This is a genomic window from Maribacter sp. 6B07 (assembly GCF_002700155.1).
Taxonomy (GTDB): domain Bacteria; phylum Bacteroidota; class Bacteroidia; order Flavobacteriales; family Flavobacteriaceae; genus Maribacter; species Maribacter dokdonensis.
The window spans coordinates 1275437-1289155 of record NZ_PDUT01000001.1 but is presented as its reverse complement, the minus strand read 5'-3'; the positions used below and the strand labels follow the sequence as shown (position 1 = coordinate 1289155).

General features: G+C 36.3%; 15 protein-coding genes. 7 read left to right on the top strand and 8 right to left on the bottom strand.

Annotated elements, in window-relative coordinates; genetic code table 11:
* The first annotated feature begins 8 nt into the window (after positions 1-8).
* The 5 genes from CSC80_RS05385 (at position 9) to nadD (ending at position 3746) form a co-directional block, all read left to right on the top strand.
* Positions 9-749 carry a DUF1080 domain-containing protein gene (locus CSC80_RS05385; RefSeq protein WP_099190315.1) on the top strand — a complete coding sequence of 247 codons (741 nt, stop codon included), beginning with the start codon at positions 9-11 and terminating at the stop codon, positions 747-749.
* 12 nt (positions 750-761) lie between these two features.
* Positions 762-1583: a DUF1080 domain-containing protein gene (locus CSC80_RS05380; RefSeq protein WP_091607637.1), complete on the top strand. Its 822-nt coding sequence runs from the start codon at positions 762-764 to the stop codon at positions 1581-1583.
* Positions 1584-1715: 132 nt separating this feature from the next.
* Entirely contained in the window at positions 1716-2573 is an 858-nt protein-coding gene (locus CSC80_RS05375) for a YicC/YloC family endoribonuclease (RefSeq protein WP_091607635.1), read from the top strand.
* The gene (gene gmk / locus CSC80_RS05370) at positions 2574-3155 is read left to right on the top strand and encodes a guanylate kinase (RefSeq protein WP_071340976.1); all 582 of its coding nucleotides are present in this window, start codon (positions 2574-2576) and stop codon (positions 3153-3155) included. It begins immediately after the preceding gene.
* A gap of 6 nt (positions 3156-3161) precedes the next feature.
* Positions 3162-3746, top strand: coding sequence for a nicotinate (nicotinamide) nucleotide adenylyltransferase (gene nadD / locus CSC80_RS05365; protein WP_099190313.1), 585 nt, complete (start codon positions 3162-3164; stop codon positions 3744-3746).
* Positions 3747-3766: 20 nt separating this feature from the next.
* Here the strand turns inward: nadD and CSC80_RS05360 are convergent, their stop codons facing one another.
* From CSC80_RS05360 to CSC80_RS05345, 4 genes are all read right to left on the bottom strand, one after another.
* Positions 3767-4486 carry a hypothetical protein gene (locus tag CSC80_RS05360; RefSeq protein WP_071340978.1) on the bottom strand — a complete coding sequence of 240 codons (720 nt, stop codon included), beginning with the start codon at positions 4484-4486 and terminating at the stop codon, positions 3767-3769.
* A gap of 66 nt (positions 4487-4552) precedes the next feature.
* Complete coding sequence (locus CSC80_RS05355; protein WP_091607632.1) at positions 4553-5269, bottom strand: DUF6503 family protein; 717 nt, start codon at positions 5267-5269, stop codon at positions 4553-4555.
* A 28-nt stretch (positions 5270-5297) separates the two neighbouring features.
* Positions 5298-7565, bottom strand: a complete 2268-nt coding sequence (locus CSC80_RS05350) for an inorganic phosphate transporter (protein ID WP_058104387.1) — start codon at positions 7563-7565, stop codon at positions 5298-5300.
* A 220-nt stretch (positions 7566-7785) separates the two neighbouring features.
* Entirely contained in the window at positions 7786-8184 is a 399-nt protein-coding gene (locus CSC80_RS05345) for a carboxypeptidase-like regulatory domain-containing protein (RefSeq protein ID WP_099190311.1), read from the bottom strand.
* A gap of 179 nt (positions 8185-8363) precedes the next feature.
* Here CSC80_RS05345 and CSC80_RS05340 point away from each other — a divergent pair, with 179 nt between their 5' ends.
* Positions 8364-9707 carry a deoxyguanosinetriphosphate triphosphohydrolase gene (locus CSC80_RS05340; protein ID WP_099190309.1) on the top strand — a complete coding sequence of 448 codons (1344 nt, stop codon included), beginning with the start codon at positions 8364-8366 and terminating at the stop codon, positions 9705-9707.
* Here the strand turns inward: CSC80_RS05340 and CSC80_RS05335 are convergent.
* Positions 9704-10831 (bottom strand): DUF3078 domain-containing protein, encoded by a 1128-nt coding sequence (locus CSC80_RS05335; protein ID WP_099190307.1) that lies wholly within the window; start codon positions 10829-10831, stop codon positions 9704-9706. The two genes, CSC80_RS05340 and CSC80_RS05335, sit on opposite strands and share 4 nt — an antisense overlap.
* A complete protein-coding gene (locus CSC80_RS05330) occupies positions 10828-12594 on the bottom strand; it encodes a 1-deoxy-D-xylulose-5-phosphate synthase (RefSeq protein WP_099190305.1) in 1767 nt (588 codons plus the stop codon). The genes CSC80_RS05335 and CSC80_RS05330 overlap by 4 nt, the downstream gene beginning before the upstream one ends.
* Positions 12595-12655: 61 nt before the next feature.
* Between CSC80_RS05330 and CSC80_RS05325 the strand changes: the two genes are divergently transcribed.
* On the top strand, positions 12656-13099 hold the full coding sequence (locus tag CSC80_RS05325) for a nucleoside deaminase (protein ID WP_058104382.1): 444 nt from the start codon (positions 12656-12658) through the stop codon (positions 13097-13099).
* A gap of 71 nt (positions 13100-13170) precedes the next feature.
* On the opposite strand, the gene CSC80_RS05320 is transcribed toward CSC80_RS05325, so the two are convergent.
* On the bottom strand, positions 13171-13362 hold the full coding sequence (locus CSC80_RS05320) for a cold-shock protein (protein WP_058104381.1): 192 nt from the start codon (positions 13360-13362) through the stop codon (positions 13171-13173).
* A gap of 70 nt (positions 13363-13432) precedes the next feature.
* A complete protein-coding gene (locus CSC80_RS05315; protein WP_071340984.1) occupies positions 13433-13699 on the bottom strand; it encodes a hypothetical protein in 267 nt (88 codons plus the stop codon).
* Positions 13700-13719 lie beyond the last annotated feature (20 nt).

Here is a 13719-nt window from a genome sequence, read left to right as displayed (position 1 = left end):
GAGGATAAATGAAGAAGTTATTGGTAAGTGCCACTTGTTTATTGGCAATGATGTCGTGTAAGCAAGAAAAGAAAGAAACGGTAAACGCTACAGTAGTAGAAGAAGTTGAAGTCGTTGAAAATGAATGGGAAGTACTGTTCGACGGTACTTCGCTAGATCAGTGGAAAGAGTTTAAGACTGACGGCGTAAGTGATGCATGGAAAATTGAAGGTGATGCCTTGGTATATACGCCACCAGCGGAAGGTGAAGAACAACAAAACCATGATTTGGTTACCAGAAAAGAGTATACCGATTTTGTTTTGACACTTAATTGGAAAATATCGGAAGCAGGTAATAGTGGTGTATTTTGGGGTGTAAGCGAAGATGAGAAATTTGGTACGGGTTATCAAACCGGTCCCGAAATTCAAATTTTAGATAACGATAAGCATCCAGATGCCAAAGCGGGTACAACGCACCAAGCATCAGCTTTGTATGATATGGTAGCCCCTGCCAAAGATGCAACCAAACCAGTAGGTGAATGGAATACGATGGTCATTACGGTGAACCATAAAGAGCATAAGGGTAGTGTTACTTTGAACGGTGAAGAAATGGTAACTTTTCCGGTAGCTAACGATGAATGGGACGCTATGGTTGCAAAATCTAAATTTGCCGGATGGGACGGATTTGGAAAGTATACCACTGGTAAAATTGGTTTGCAAGACCACCACAATGTAGTGTCTTTTAGAAATATTAAAATTAAACAACTTTAATAGCATTAGGTTATGAGAAAGAATAACACTTTAATGATGTTGGGGGCTATTTTGGTTTTGGTGTCTTGCCAAGAAAAAGTATCTACCGATGTTGTAGAAACTATGCAGGCTAAAGATAGTGTGATCGTTTATGATGAGTATATGGGCGAGGAGCCTACAAAACCCGAAGAAACTGAATTCTATGAACCCAAAGTGCCTGTTGTTAAACCTGGCGGGGTTGGGTCTGCCCCAAGTGATGCCATTGTGCTTTTTAATGGTACTGACTTAAATAATTGGATAAGTACAAATGATAGTACGGCTGCTAAATGGCACTTGAACAAAGATGGCAGTATGACGGTAAATGATAAGACCGGAAACATACAGACCAAGCAAAATTTTGGAGATGTACAATTGCATATAGAATGGAAATCTCCATTACCCGTACAGAGAGAAGGGCAAAATAGAGCCAATAGCGGTGTGTTTTTAAATGGTATTTATGAAGTACAGGTATTGGATCAAAATGATAACCCAACCTATGTAAATGGGCAAGTAGCTTCTATATACAAACAACACGTGCCATTGGCTATGGCTTCTGTGCCAACAGGGGAATGGAATACTTATGATATTATTTATCACGCACCGGTATTCAATAAAGATGGCGGTAAAATAAAATCTGGCGATATCACGGTAATACATAATGGCGTGTTGGTTCAAGACCATGTTGAACTAAAAGGTACTACGCCATATATTGGATGGCCAAAAAACCCACCACATGGCAAGGGACCTTTAATGTTACAAGATCATGGCGACGATAGTCGCGTAAGTTTCCGTAATATTTGGGTTAGGGAGCTATAAAACAAATAATTTATTATTGAGGAGTAAACAAGAGTTCGCTTTTGTTTACTCCTTCTTTACGTATGTATGGTAATAGGTTTTACATTAGATTTTTCAATTACCTTACCTTTGTCTTAATCTTAAAATGAATTTATGATTCAATCCATGACCGGTTTCGGTAAGCATGTAGTTCAGTTACCTAATAAAAAGATTACCGTTGAAATCAAATCACTTAACAGTAAGAGTATTGATTTAAATGCGCGTATGCCCTCCAGTTATCGTGAAAAAGAGTTAGAACTTAGAAAGTTGGTAGCTAATTCTTTGTTACGTGGAAAGGTGGATTTTAACTTGTACGTGGAACTTACCGGTAATGAAACCTCTACTCAGGTAAATGAAATAGCGGTTAAGCAATACATGAATCAATTAAAGAATATAGCTTCTGGTGATGATCTTAGATTATTGGAAATGGCATTGCGTTTTCCCGATGCCATGAAGACAGATAAGGAAGATATTGATGAAGAGGAGTATAAAGCCATAAAGGAAGCTTTAATAGGTGCTTTAAAAGAGATCAATGAATTTAGATCCGAAGAAGGCAGTGTTTTAGAAAAGGATTTTTTAGATAGAATAGCTTCTTTGGAAAAATTGTTGGAAGAGGTGATCGCAATTGACCCAGATAGACAGGCAACAATACGTGAGCGATTAGAAAAGGCGGTACAAGATATAAAAGCTGATGTTGATGCAAATAGGTTTGAGCAAGAGCTTATTTATTACCTAGAAAAATACGACATCACCGAAGAAAAAGTTCGGCTAGCCAATCACTTGGATTATTTTAGTAAAACATTACGTTCAAATGATAGTAATGGTAAAAAATTAGGGTTTATTTCTCAGGAAATAGGTCGTGAGATCAATACTATTGGGTCTAAGGCCAACTTTGCCCCAATGCAACAGCTTGTGGTGCAAATGAAAGATGAGCTAGAGAAAATCAAAGAACAAATGTTAAACGTATTATAGATGAAAGGCGGTAAACTAATCATTTTTTCTGCGCCATCGGGTAGTGGCAAAACTACCATTGTTCGGCATTTATTGGCGCAACCAGAGCTGAATTTGGCTTTTTCGGTCTCTGCGACGTCACGCCCAAGAAGGGGGAAAGAAAAAAATAAGGAGCATTATTATTTTATGTCGGTTTCAGAATTTAAGAATCATATTAAAAATGATGATTTTCTGGAGTGGGAAGAAGTTTACAGGGATAATTTCTATGGTACGCTTAAAAGTGAGGTAGAACGTTTATGGGCAGAAGGCAAGAACGTTATTTTTGATATTGATGTTGTTGGCGGATTACGTATTAAAAAGAAATTTCCTGAACAGACCTTGGCGGTTTTTGTAAAACCCCCTAGTGTTGATGAGCTTAAAATAAGGCTTAAGAAACGCAGTACCGAGAGTGAAGACAAAATTAACATGCGTATTGCAAAGGCATCGGTAGAATTGGCGACGGCACCTCAATTTGATAAGATTATTAAAAATTATGATCTTGATGTGGCTCTAAAAGAAGCGGTGGATCTAGTAGCAGATTTTGTTTCTGAAGACAAAGACTAGTATGTTATGAAGAAGGTAGGATTATACTTTGGTACCTTTAACCCTATTCATATTGGTCATTTAGTCATTGCGAACCATATGGTGGAGTTTTCTGATTTGGATGAGGTTTGGTTCGTAGTAACCCCACAAAGTCCGTTTAAGACCAAGAAAACGCTTTTAGATAACCATCAAAGATTCGAGATGGTATATGAAGCCACAAAAGAGTACGATAGGTTAAAACCTAGTAATATTGAATTTAACTTACCCCAACCGAATTACACGATAAATACACTTGTTCATTTGGGAGAAAAGTATCCAAATGGATATGAATTCTCGTTGATAATGGGTGAGGATAATTTAAAAGGGCTGCATAAATGGAAGAATTATGAGGCTATTTTAGATCTGCATAACATTTATGTGTACCCTAGAATTTCAGAAGGTGCTATAGAGCATCAATTTCAAGACCATGAAAAGATACATCGGGTAAATGCTCCTATTATGGAAATCTCTTCCACGTTTATACGAAAGGAACATAAAAACGGTAAAAACATTAAGCCATTATTACCACTAGAGGTTTGGAAATATATGGATGAAATGAATTTTTATAGATAGTACCCCAAGAATCCCAATTATTAACTCGCTGGCGCTATGTTTGCTGGAATTATATTTTTGGTTTTGGCGAATGCTAGGGAAAGTTGCCCGTCCTGAATATCGTCCAGTACCCATTGTCCATTAGTATATTCCATTACCCAAATTTTTTCTTCTTCATCAAATTTACTACTACCCTGAACAATCTTATGGGTGTCAATATCTTTTAGATAATCCATAATATTGGCAGTAATTAGAAAGGCAATTCTTGATCCTTCTAGACCTTCATCTTCTGAAATCTCAAGATATAATGGTTTAACAGATTTTATACCATCTACTTTACAAACATTCCTTAGGTTTTCTTTTTTCCATTCGTCCAAATGCACCAATTGCTGATTTTGCCAGTACCAATGACTAATGTAGCTAGAGGCTTCTTTTAAGTCTTGATTATTCCATGCGATATACACCCTATTGAAAATATTACGTACATTCTTATCTAAATTGAGCCAAGAGAAATCTTTATTTCTTTTGCCTAATTCCAATAATTCTTTTTTACAGTTTTTAACGGCAAAATATTCCCTGAAATAAACGTAGATAGTAAGAGGAAAAAATATAATTCCAATAATGCTTAAAAGTACTTTTCCCCACCAGGTCTTAAAAATTGCCTTCACCACAGTTCCGCCAGGTCCGGCATACATAGGGTCAATATCAAAAAGAACTAGGGTAATAACCAGTATCAGTAGTATATAATGACTTTTTCTCATGCTAAGAATGAATTAGGGTTCATTCAATAACTGAGAATATACTGAATTTAGTATATCACTATATAATTATAGTGAATTCGCTTTACGTAGGTTATCGGTAGCTAGGTATACATCACCTTTATTATAATACCATGCACGTACTTTAGGAATTTTAATGCCGTTTACCGTAATCATCTCTGAAAGTAGAATGTACTCGCCATCATTTTTACTTTCATCATGAAAGAACTGATATACCTCCATGGCGTAGGTTTTAGGGTCAAAGTAAAAATACCAAGTATCATTACCTACTTCTTTTTCATACGTGGCTTTTAATACTAAATACTCCTTTCCCTTAAAAGTCTTCTTAACTACGTTATTATCTATTATAGTACCCGGATCTTTCAATTTCATAGGAAGACCATATAGATAGGTATAATAGTTTTTCATCATCTTAGCGCGATCACAGCTAATATTCAAGCTATCCTTAATCTTTGGGAATATAGAAGTACTGCCGTTCAATTTCAATGTACATTCACCATTGTCCAATTCAGATTCAATAGTGTAATTGTCTTTTTTAACTGTAGATTTAAAATAGTTGTGAGGCAGCTTCATTTCAATAACAGTGCTACGTGGACTGCTTTTAGGGTTTTCCATTTCAATGAGCATTTTACCTTTAAAACTAGACCAGTTATTTTCTGGGTCATGATAGGCAATGGCGCGTTCTAATAACTGAGTTCCTGTAATTTCTTGAGCATAATTTAATACCCCGTGTAGCAAGAAAACGGATAGCAAAACATATTTCATAAAACGTGTTGTTTAAAGTGTATCTCCTTTAGTCTAATGTTGCCGGTTTAACATCGGCATCATGTTCCTTGTAATATAGCTCTAGAAGGTTCATGGTCGCCGTCATCAAATCTTTAGTCTCTAGTAAGATAGTAAAATATAGCGTAGTGTTTTTAGGACTGGATTCTTCTGACCTGGTGCGCTCAACCTGAAGGCTTATCTTTTGGGATACCAAATCATATAATTCTTGTTTGTTATTAAGAATGTTACCTATTTTCTCAAATGATCTTTCGTCAAAAGCATGATAGGTATTATCCAGAATTTCGGCAAGTTTAATATCTATTTGCTTCAGTTCCTTGATTTGATTATACTTTAATTTTTTATGGTTATTGTTAACGTGCTTGTGACTTACCTTACCAATATATTCCAATGATTGTGAAATATCTGTCAAGTGACCCATGGCATTTATATAGAAATTACTGGCACCTATATGTGCTTCTTCCAAATTTTTAATAAAATAGAAGGTGTGGTTTCTTAGATCTTCAATTTCGTTGGCCAATTTGGCGCCTTGCTTTTTGTTTTTATGAAGAGAGCTTAAGTCTTGTTTCGCAAGTCCGTTAATGGAGTTCGAGTATATTTTGTTGGCTCTTTTAACAACGTTTGCAATATTCTTGGCGCTTTCCTCAATAACCCCTTGAATAGAACTGCTTTCTGCACGTTGTAAGATTTCCTCTTCTTTGGTTTCCTTTAATTTTTTAGTGTGTGATAAGTAGTTCTTGCCAATTAAGATAAAGGCAAAAATCAATAAGGCTCCTATTGCCCAAATACCTCCTAAATGTATAACATAAGCAATGATCGCAGCCGCAACAAAAGCTACAATGGCGGTAAAGAACCATCCGCCTATAACATTAAGCACACCCGCAACTCTATATACCGCACTTTCCGATCCCCAAGCCCTATCTGCCAAAGATGTACCCATAGCAACCATAAACGTTACGTAGGTTGTAGATAATGGTAGTTTTAACGATGTAGCCAAAGAGATCAATACACTGGCAACCATTAGATTTACCGAAGCTCTAATTAGATCAAAAGCAGGCTGGTCTTTAGCTTTTGCTTTTTGGGCATATGAAGTTGGCTTAATAAATTGTTCGTTGATTCTATTTTGAATTGCTACGGGAATTAATCCGTTTAAATTTTCTGAAGCTTTAATGGAGAATTTAACAATTTGCCTAGACAGGTAATTGGGCTCAAAACGCTCTTCCCCTTCATCTTGTCTAGAAAGATCCACGCTAGTCTTTACAACATTTTTTGCTTTAGATGAAAACCATAGCGTAACCACCATTATTATACCAGATGCCAGTAAAAGATACGTTGGTGTCTGTACAGCGACCGCAAGTCCTTTCATATTGTATTCTGAAGCTAATTGACCAGATTCTGACCAACTTAAAAAAGATTCATAAGCAGCCAATGGAACCCCAATAAAGTTTACCAAATCGTTACCTGCAAACGCCATGGCCAGGGCAAAAGTTCCTAAAATGATAATTACAGTATAAATATTCCACTTCAGAAAAGTGGTTGCTGCCCAAGACAGTACAAACCATAAAGCGAAATTTCCTAAGAGAAATAATTCTGGATTTTCGGCAATGAACATAGCTGCCTCAGGACTAATGATCGAAGTGCCTTTAAGACCTTTGATCAATATGAAATATATAATCGCAGTGATGGCCATACCACCAAAGATTGCACCTACCCACTTTGGCTTTTCGTTGAATTTAAAGGATATTAAAACCCTTGTAAAAAATTGAACAATGGCACCAATGGTAAAAGCAATGACGACCGATAATAGGATTCCAATGATAATTTCGGTGGCCTTATCTGTATTTATATAGTCGGTTAAATGTGTAATATTACCATCGCCAGAATATATTTTAACAAGCGATATTGCTACGGCCGCACCCAATAGTTCAAAAACAATGGAAACTGTTGTTGATGTGGGCATACCAAGGGTATTGAAAAAATCCAATAATAATATATCCGTAATCATAACGGCCATAAAGACGATCATGATTTCTGCAAACACAAATTCTGACGGATTAAAGATTCCTTTTCTGGCAACTTCCATCATGCCACTAGATGATATTGCGCCAAAGGCTATACCAACACTGGCAACGATCATTATAGTTTTAAAGGAAATTGCTTTTGAACCTATTGCTGAATTTAAAAAGTTGACGGCATCATTACTAACACCTACAATTAAATCGGTTATGGCCAGTACGGCCAATGCAATAATCATGAATAAATATATGTTCTCGCCCATCAAAAAATTAAATAAGGAACAAAAATGATACTATAAATTATCATTCAGGTTAACATAAGGTTATGAAGTTAAAATCGTATTTCATGCAATGATGATTAATACTTTCAAAGAAACCAAGTTTTGTTGATGAAAATACTACTTTTCTTTTGAAATGGATTTTTAAAAGCACGTATTGGTCAATTTTTAAAGAATAAAAATCGATTAGAAAAATGTGCTAATATTACTTGGTCTTATTTACTGCCAACTCCAATGCGGTTTCCGTCTCGGCAGATGCGGAACTTACTTTAGTAGAAGAAGGCATTGGTAAACTTTTGGCATAAAGTGTTTCTAAAATTGTAGCCTGTTCCCCTTCTTTTACCAAAATCTCTAGACGCATAGGTTCGTATCCCATGAATTGAACAAGAATATTGTGCTTGCCAGGGGCAATATCATTGAATTCAAAGTTACCTCTAAAGTTGGTTTGTGTAGAAATAGTGGTATCGTCCAAAGATACGGAAGCCATTAATAAAGGCTCGTTATAGAACTCACCGTCCAAAATTTTACCTTTAATAGAGCTGGTCTCTTGTGCAAATGACAAGGAAGTTATCACTAGGGCAAATAGAACAAATACTTTTTTCATCGGTTGTTTAGATTCTCGCGCAAAGAAAGGCACTCAAGGTTAAGAAAATGTTACCTAAGAATTATGAATACGTATTTTAAAGGTTAAGATTCTAGTATATAATGACTTAGTTGTGTCATAATTCAAAAGCTAAAAAGTAGTAAATGCCGTATCTTGCGGCTTGTAAATAATGGGTTAAAATGAATTGGGAGCAATTACTTTCTTTACGCAGACAAGGCGATAAAAATAAACGATTAAGAAATGAACAAGATGAAACTAGGTTAGGGTTCGATGTTGATTATGATCGTATCATCTTTTCATCCGCTTTTAGAAGTCTTCAAGATAAGACCCAAGTTATTCCGCTATCTAAAACTGATTTCGTTCATACAAGACTGACCCATAGTTTAGAAGTATCTGTTGTTGGAAGAAGCTTAGGTAGGTTAGCGGGGAAAAAAATCATAGAGAAACATCCGCATTTAAAAGAAGTGCATGGTTACCAATTCAATGATTTTGGAGCTATAGTCGCTGCGGCCGCCTTGGCACATGATATTGGAAATCCTCCCTTTGGCCATAGTGGGGAAAAAGCAATAGGAGAATATTTTAAGACTGGAAACGGACTAAAATTTAAAGAACAGTTTACGGCGGTAGAATACCAAGATATTATCGACTTTGAAGGTAACGCAAACGGATTTAGATTATTGACCCAAGATAGGGCAGGAGTGTCCGGGGGTCTGCGTTTAAGCTATGCCACTTTAGGGGCATTTATGAAGTACCCTAAAGAATCTTTGCCCAAGAAACCTTCCAAACACATTTGCGATAAGAAATTTGGATTTTTTCAAAGTGAGAAAAGCATATTTGATGAAGTTGCCAAAGATTTAGGTTTACCTGCCAGAAGTCTAAACGGTTCCGTTGCTTATGGTAGGCACCCTTTAACCTTTTTGGTAGAAGCCGCAGATGACATTTGTTACACGATAATTGATTTTGAAGACGGTATTAATTTAGGTTTGATTTCTGAAGATTATGCTTTGGAATACCTGATAAAATTGGTTAAGGATACTATAAATACCAAGAAGTATAATTCATTGGAGTATATGGAAGATAGGCTTAGTTATCTGCGGGCCTTGGCTATAAACACCTTAATACAAGATGCTGTCTCTATATTCATAGAACATGAAGATAGTATTATGAACGGTACTTTTGAAGTATCCTTATTGGACAAAAGTAAATTTAAGGCCCAAATTGAAGATATCATTAGCTTAAGCGTTCAAAAAATATATCAATCGCAAGAAGTGGTAGAGAAAGAGATTGCCGGCTATACCATTATTTCAGATATTTTAGATGTGTATATTGATGCGCTTATCGGTAAAAAGTACAATACGGCATCTAATTATCACAAACTCATTTTAAGGACCTTACCGGGTTTTTACCAGCAAACAGACGCATCATTATATCAAATTGTTTTAAATACTTGTTGCTACGTGGCTAGTCTTTCTGATAGTGCCGCAGTGCATATGCATAATAAAATAAAAGGCAAGACTCTTTAGAAGCCGTATAGTAAACCTACGCCCAATACTTGCTTAAACTGTATTTTGGGTGTTCCAGGGTCAACAATGGTTCCGTTATCATTTTTGACTACGTCAAAAAGAATATCGTCATCATAGATCATTTGGGTGCCTAAGCTTGTACTAATAAATTTGTTCACCTTCATGTTCAGGGTTAATTCCCAATCAACATCAACGTTTCCAAAACTCTTAATATAATCGGTATAGAGGTTCAGCCTACTTTTCAACTCAATATTGTCGGCAATATTATAATTGAAATTATTGGTAATAAGAATACCAATTTCCAATAAGTGATTTTCCCCAGGAGTAATAACGTTGCCATCAGCATCTAATTCTGCTTCTTCCACACCAAAGGCACCATTATCTGCCAAGTCTTGATCTAAAACAAAAGTTGATTTTTGGGTTAAAGGAGATAGATACAGGTTAAATTTTTCGTCTTTGGTAATATATGATGTACCCGCACCAAATAGTAAGTAACCCGGAGCCATAAATCTTGATATAGGCGTATCTCTATCTGGGTACTTGTAACCGTTGGAAAATTGGGTATTAAAGTTTAATTGTACCGAGTAGAACCACCTGCTGGTATTGTCTTTTTTAAAGCCTAGATTAGAGGTTAATCTTATGACATCTTCGGTTTTTCTTAGTTTTTGCCCTTCTTGTGCATTTAAACCGTAGCGTAATTCTAAATTGTTTTCCCATTGAAAGTTACTGAACTTGTATTTTCTGGCAAATTTTAGAAATCCTAGACCACTTATGGCGTTATCACCACCGGCATTCCAATTCACAAAGGCTACTTCACTGATATTGATACCAAAACTATTTTCAGTTTCCCAGAAAGAAGGTACTCTAAAACGTTGAAATCCCTTTTGAAGTGTTTTGGTTTTTTTAAAATCTATGTTGGGTATCTGTAGGTTTACATCTTTTCTTGGAGAGTAAATTTTATCTACGGTCCTTCTGATTACAATGGTGTCTACCGCAATACTATCAATGGTTACACTGTCAACAATAATAGGTGCCGGTATAGTATCTTGACCATGAGAAAATTGGATCAACAAAAGAAATGCGGGTAGTAAAAGGTAATAAGGTTTAAAAGCGATTCTTTTCATAGAAACTGTTGTACATATTGTTTTACGGACATCTTATCTATTCCTGCTTCCTTGTAGAGTTTTTCTGTAGCTCCATGGGTGATATAGAAATCAGGAACTCCAAATATCTTAATTATTTTATGGATTCCAATATTATTTGCAAATTCTAACACTGCACTGCCAAATCCGCCAATCGCCGCGCCGTCCTCTAAGGTGATGATATGTTCAAATTTTGAAATTATTTCTTTTAATAACTTGTTGTCCAGAGGCTTTATAAAAGGAAAGTTGTAATGCGCTATAGCATCGGGTTGATTCAATTCTTCTATCATTTCAGATATCATATTGCCTATAGGTCCGGTGCTTAGAATAGCAATTTTATGTCCTTTCTTTAATGCTACGGCTTTACCTATGGGAAGTTTTTTCATAGGTAATTGCCAGTTCAACATTTTTCCCCTACCTCGTGGATATCTAATGGCAATTGGGTGGTCTAACCCTAACTGAGCGGTATACATTATATTTCTTAGCTCTTCTTCGTTCAATGGGGAAAAAATAGCAAGGTTAGGTATGCATCTTAAATAAGAGATATCATAAACACCATGGTGTGTTGGTCCGTCTTCGCCCACTAAACCTGCGCGATCCAAACAGAAAATTACAGGTAAATTTTGCAAGGCCACATCATGGATTACCTGGTCATATGCACGTTGTAAAAAGGTAGAGTAGATATTGCAGAAAACAACCATACCATCAGTGGCCATACCGGCAGCCAGGGTAACGGCATGCTGTTCGGCTATACCTACGTCGTAGGCTCTTTCTGGAATTGTGGCCATCATATATTTTAAAGAACTACCTGTTGGCATGGCAGGCGTAATACCCACAATTTTTTCATTTTTTAATGCCAGTTCCACTATGGTCTTTCCAAAAACATCTTGAAATTTTGGAGGTTCAAGAGCGGCATTTTTCCTTTGCAACTCTCCCGTTTGCTTGTTGAACTTACCAGGTGCATGGTAGGTTACTTGATTTTCCTCTGCTTTTTGCAGCCCTTTGCCCTTTGTAGTAATAACATGTAAAAGTTTAGGACCATCAACATGCTTTAAAATTTCCAATTCTTTGATTAAGGATGGCAAATCATGACCGTCTACCGGACCGGTATAATGGAAATTAAGGCATTCAAAAATGTTCTCTTCTTTAGCAGATCCGGTTTTTACATTGGTCAAGTATTTCTTCAATGCACCAACGCTTGGATCGATTCCCATGGCATTATCATTTAAAACAATCAACATATTGGCTTTGGTTTCTCCTGCATGGTTTAACCCCTCAAATGCCATGCCACTTGCAATGGATGCATCGCCAATTACTGCAATATGTTGCCTTTCTGGTTTTCCTTGTAGTTGTGCCGCCAATGCCATTCCCAATAATGCTGAAATAGAAGTTGAGCTATGTCCTGTACCAAAAGCATCAAACTCACTTTCTTTCATTTTTGGAAATCCACTAATACCACCAAATTGACGGTTGGTGTCAAAAATATCTTTTCTACCGGTCAGTATTTTATGTCCATATGCTTGGTGACCAACATCCCAGATAAGCTTGTCTATAGGGGTGTTGAATACATAGTGTAGTGCAATGGTCAATTCCACAACGCCTAAACTGGCACCTAAATGTCCTTCTTTTACAGAAACAATATCTATAATAAATTCACGTAGCTCAGTAGCCAATTGCCTTAAATTTTCCTGATTTAAAGGTTTTAGGTCTTTCGGTGAATTGATATGTTCTAGTATCGATTTCAAACTGTGGGTATAATGGACAAAAATACTTTTTTAAAAATGAAACTATCGTATTTTTGACCTTATGGTTTTACCTTACGATGATACTTATTTTATGAAAAGAGCCCTTCAAGAGGCCGAATATGCTCTTGAAGCTGGTGAAGTGCCCGTAGGTGCTGTAATTGTGGTGCAAGATAGAATTATTGCCAGAGCACATAATCTCACTGAAAAATTAAACGATGTTACCGCACATGCGGAAATGCAGGCAATAACATCTGCCGCTAATTTTCTTGGGGGAAAATACTTGAAAGATTGTACTTTATATGTAACCTTAGAGCCATGCCAAATGTGTGCAGGAGCCCTATATTGGAGCCAGATAGGTAGAATAGTTTATGGGGCTAAAGATATAGAGCGTGGTTGTGGTGCAATGGGTACTACCTTACACCCCAAAACCAAGATCATAGGTGGTATTTTAGAGGTGGAGTCGGCTAGTTTGTTGCAAGAGTTCTTTGCTAAAAAGAGAAAGTAAAACCTAGGTGCAAATTGAAAAACCACGCAAAAGCGTGGTTTATTGATGTTTTTGATAAAAAAGAAAATAAATTATAGTACCTGAACTTGTCCGGCAACCGTACCTTTTCTTCCTTCTTCTTCTTCATAGCTCACTCTATCACCTTCTCTAATTTCAGTGCCATGTAATGCGGTGGCATGAACAAAAATATCTTTTCCAGTTTCTTCATTGGTTATAAACCCATAACCTTTAGATTCGTTGTAAAATTTGACGGTACCAATCATTGTATTGAAATTTTAATATTATGATTCTAATTTAATATAATTTTGCGTTGATTGGTAGCGAATTGCCCTATTAATTTTTTGGAGAGTCTTGATTATCAGTGTTTCTAGGCTCTTTTCCTTGCATTTTTCTTACATTTTCATCTGTGAGCATATAATCTTTGAATTTTTTCCCTTTGCTCTCTTTGATTAAGAAGAGTGGCATTGCCAATAAAAACAATCCTAAGGTACCAGAGCCTATATATTTATGGGATAAAGCTTCTTGACTGTTATCTAAGGTGAATCCGTAAATAATCAATCCAAAGGAGATTACAACTATAAGGGAAATAAGGTATTTCATTTTATTACTTTTATCTTGAG

Bases quoted from the DNA above. Each gene is read 5' to 3' on its own strand.
- CSC80_RS05385 (WP_099190315.1), top strand. From the start codon at position 9: ATGAAGAAGTTATTGGTAAGTGCCACTTGTTTATTGGCAATGATGTCG.
- CSC80_RS05380 (WP_091607637.1), top strand. From the start codon at position 762: ATGAGAAAGAATAACACTTTAATGATGTTGGGGGCTATTTTGGTTTTG.
- CSC80_RS05375 (WP_091607635.1), top strand. From the start codon at position 1,716: ATGATTCAATCCATGACCGGTTTCGGTAAGCATGTAGTTCAGTTACCT.
- gmk (WP_071340976.1), top strand. From the start codon at position 2,574: ATGAAAGGCGGTAAACTAATCATTTTTTCTGCGCCATCGGGTAGTGGC.
- nadD (WP_099190313.1), top strand. From the start codon at position 3,162: ATGAAGAAGGTAGGATTATACTTTGGTACCTTTAACCCTATTCATATT.
- CSC80_RS05360 (WP_071340978.1), bottom strand. From the start codon at position 4,486: ATGAGAAAAAGTCATTATATACTACTGATACTGGTTATTACCCTAGTT.
- CSC80_RS05355 (WP_091607632.1), bottom strand. From the start codon at position 5,269: ATGAAATATGTTTTGCTATCCGTTTTCTTGCTACACGGGGTATTAAAT.
- CSC80_RS05350 (WP_058104387.1), bottom strand. From the start codon at position 7,565: ATGGGCGAGAACATATATTTATTCATGATTATTGCATTGGCCGTACTG.
- CSC80_RS05345 (WP_099190311.1), bottom strand. From the start codon at position 8,184: ATGAAAAAAGTATTTGTTCTATTTGCCCTAGTGATAACTTCCTTGTCA.
- CSC80_RS05340 (WP_099190309.1), top strand. From the start codon at position 8,364: ATGAATTGGGAGCAATTACTTTCTTTACGCAGACAAGGCGATAAAAAT.
- CSC80_RS05335 (WP_099190307.1), bottom strand. From the start codon at position 10,831: ATGAAAAGAATCGCTTTTAAACCTTATTACCTTTTACTACCCGCATTT.
- CSC80_RS05325 (WP_058104382.1), top strand. From the start codon at position 12,656: ATGGTTTTACCTTACGATGATACTTATTTTATGAAAAGAGCCCTTCAA.
- CSC80_RS05320 (WP_058104381.1), bottom strand. From the start codon at position 13,362: ATGATTGGTACCGTCAAATTTTACAACGAATCTAAAGGTTATGGGTTT.
- CSC80_RS05315 (WP_071340984.1), bottom strand. From the start codon at position 13,699: ATGAAATACCTTATTTCCCTTATAGTTGTAATCTCCTTTGGATTGATT.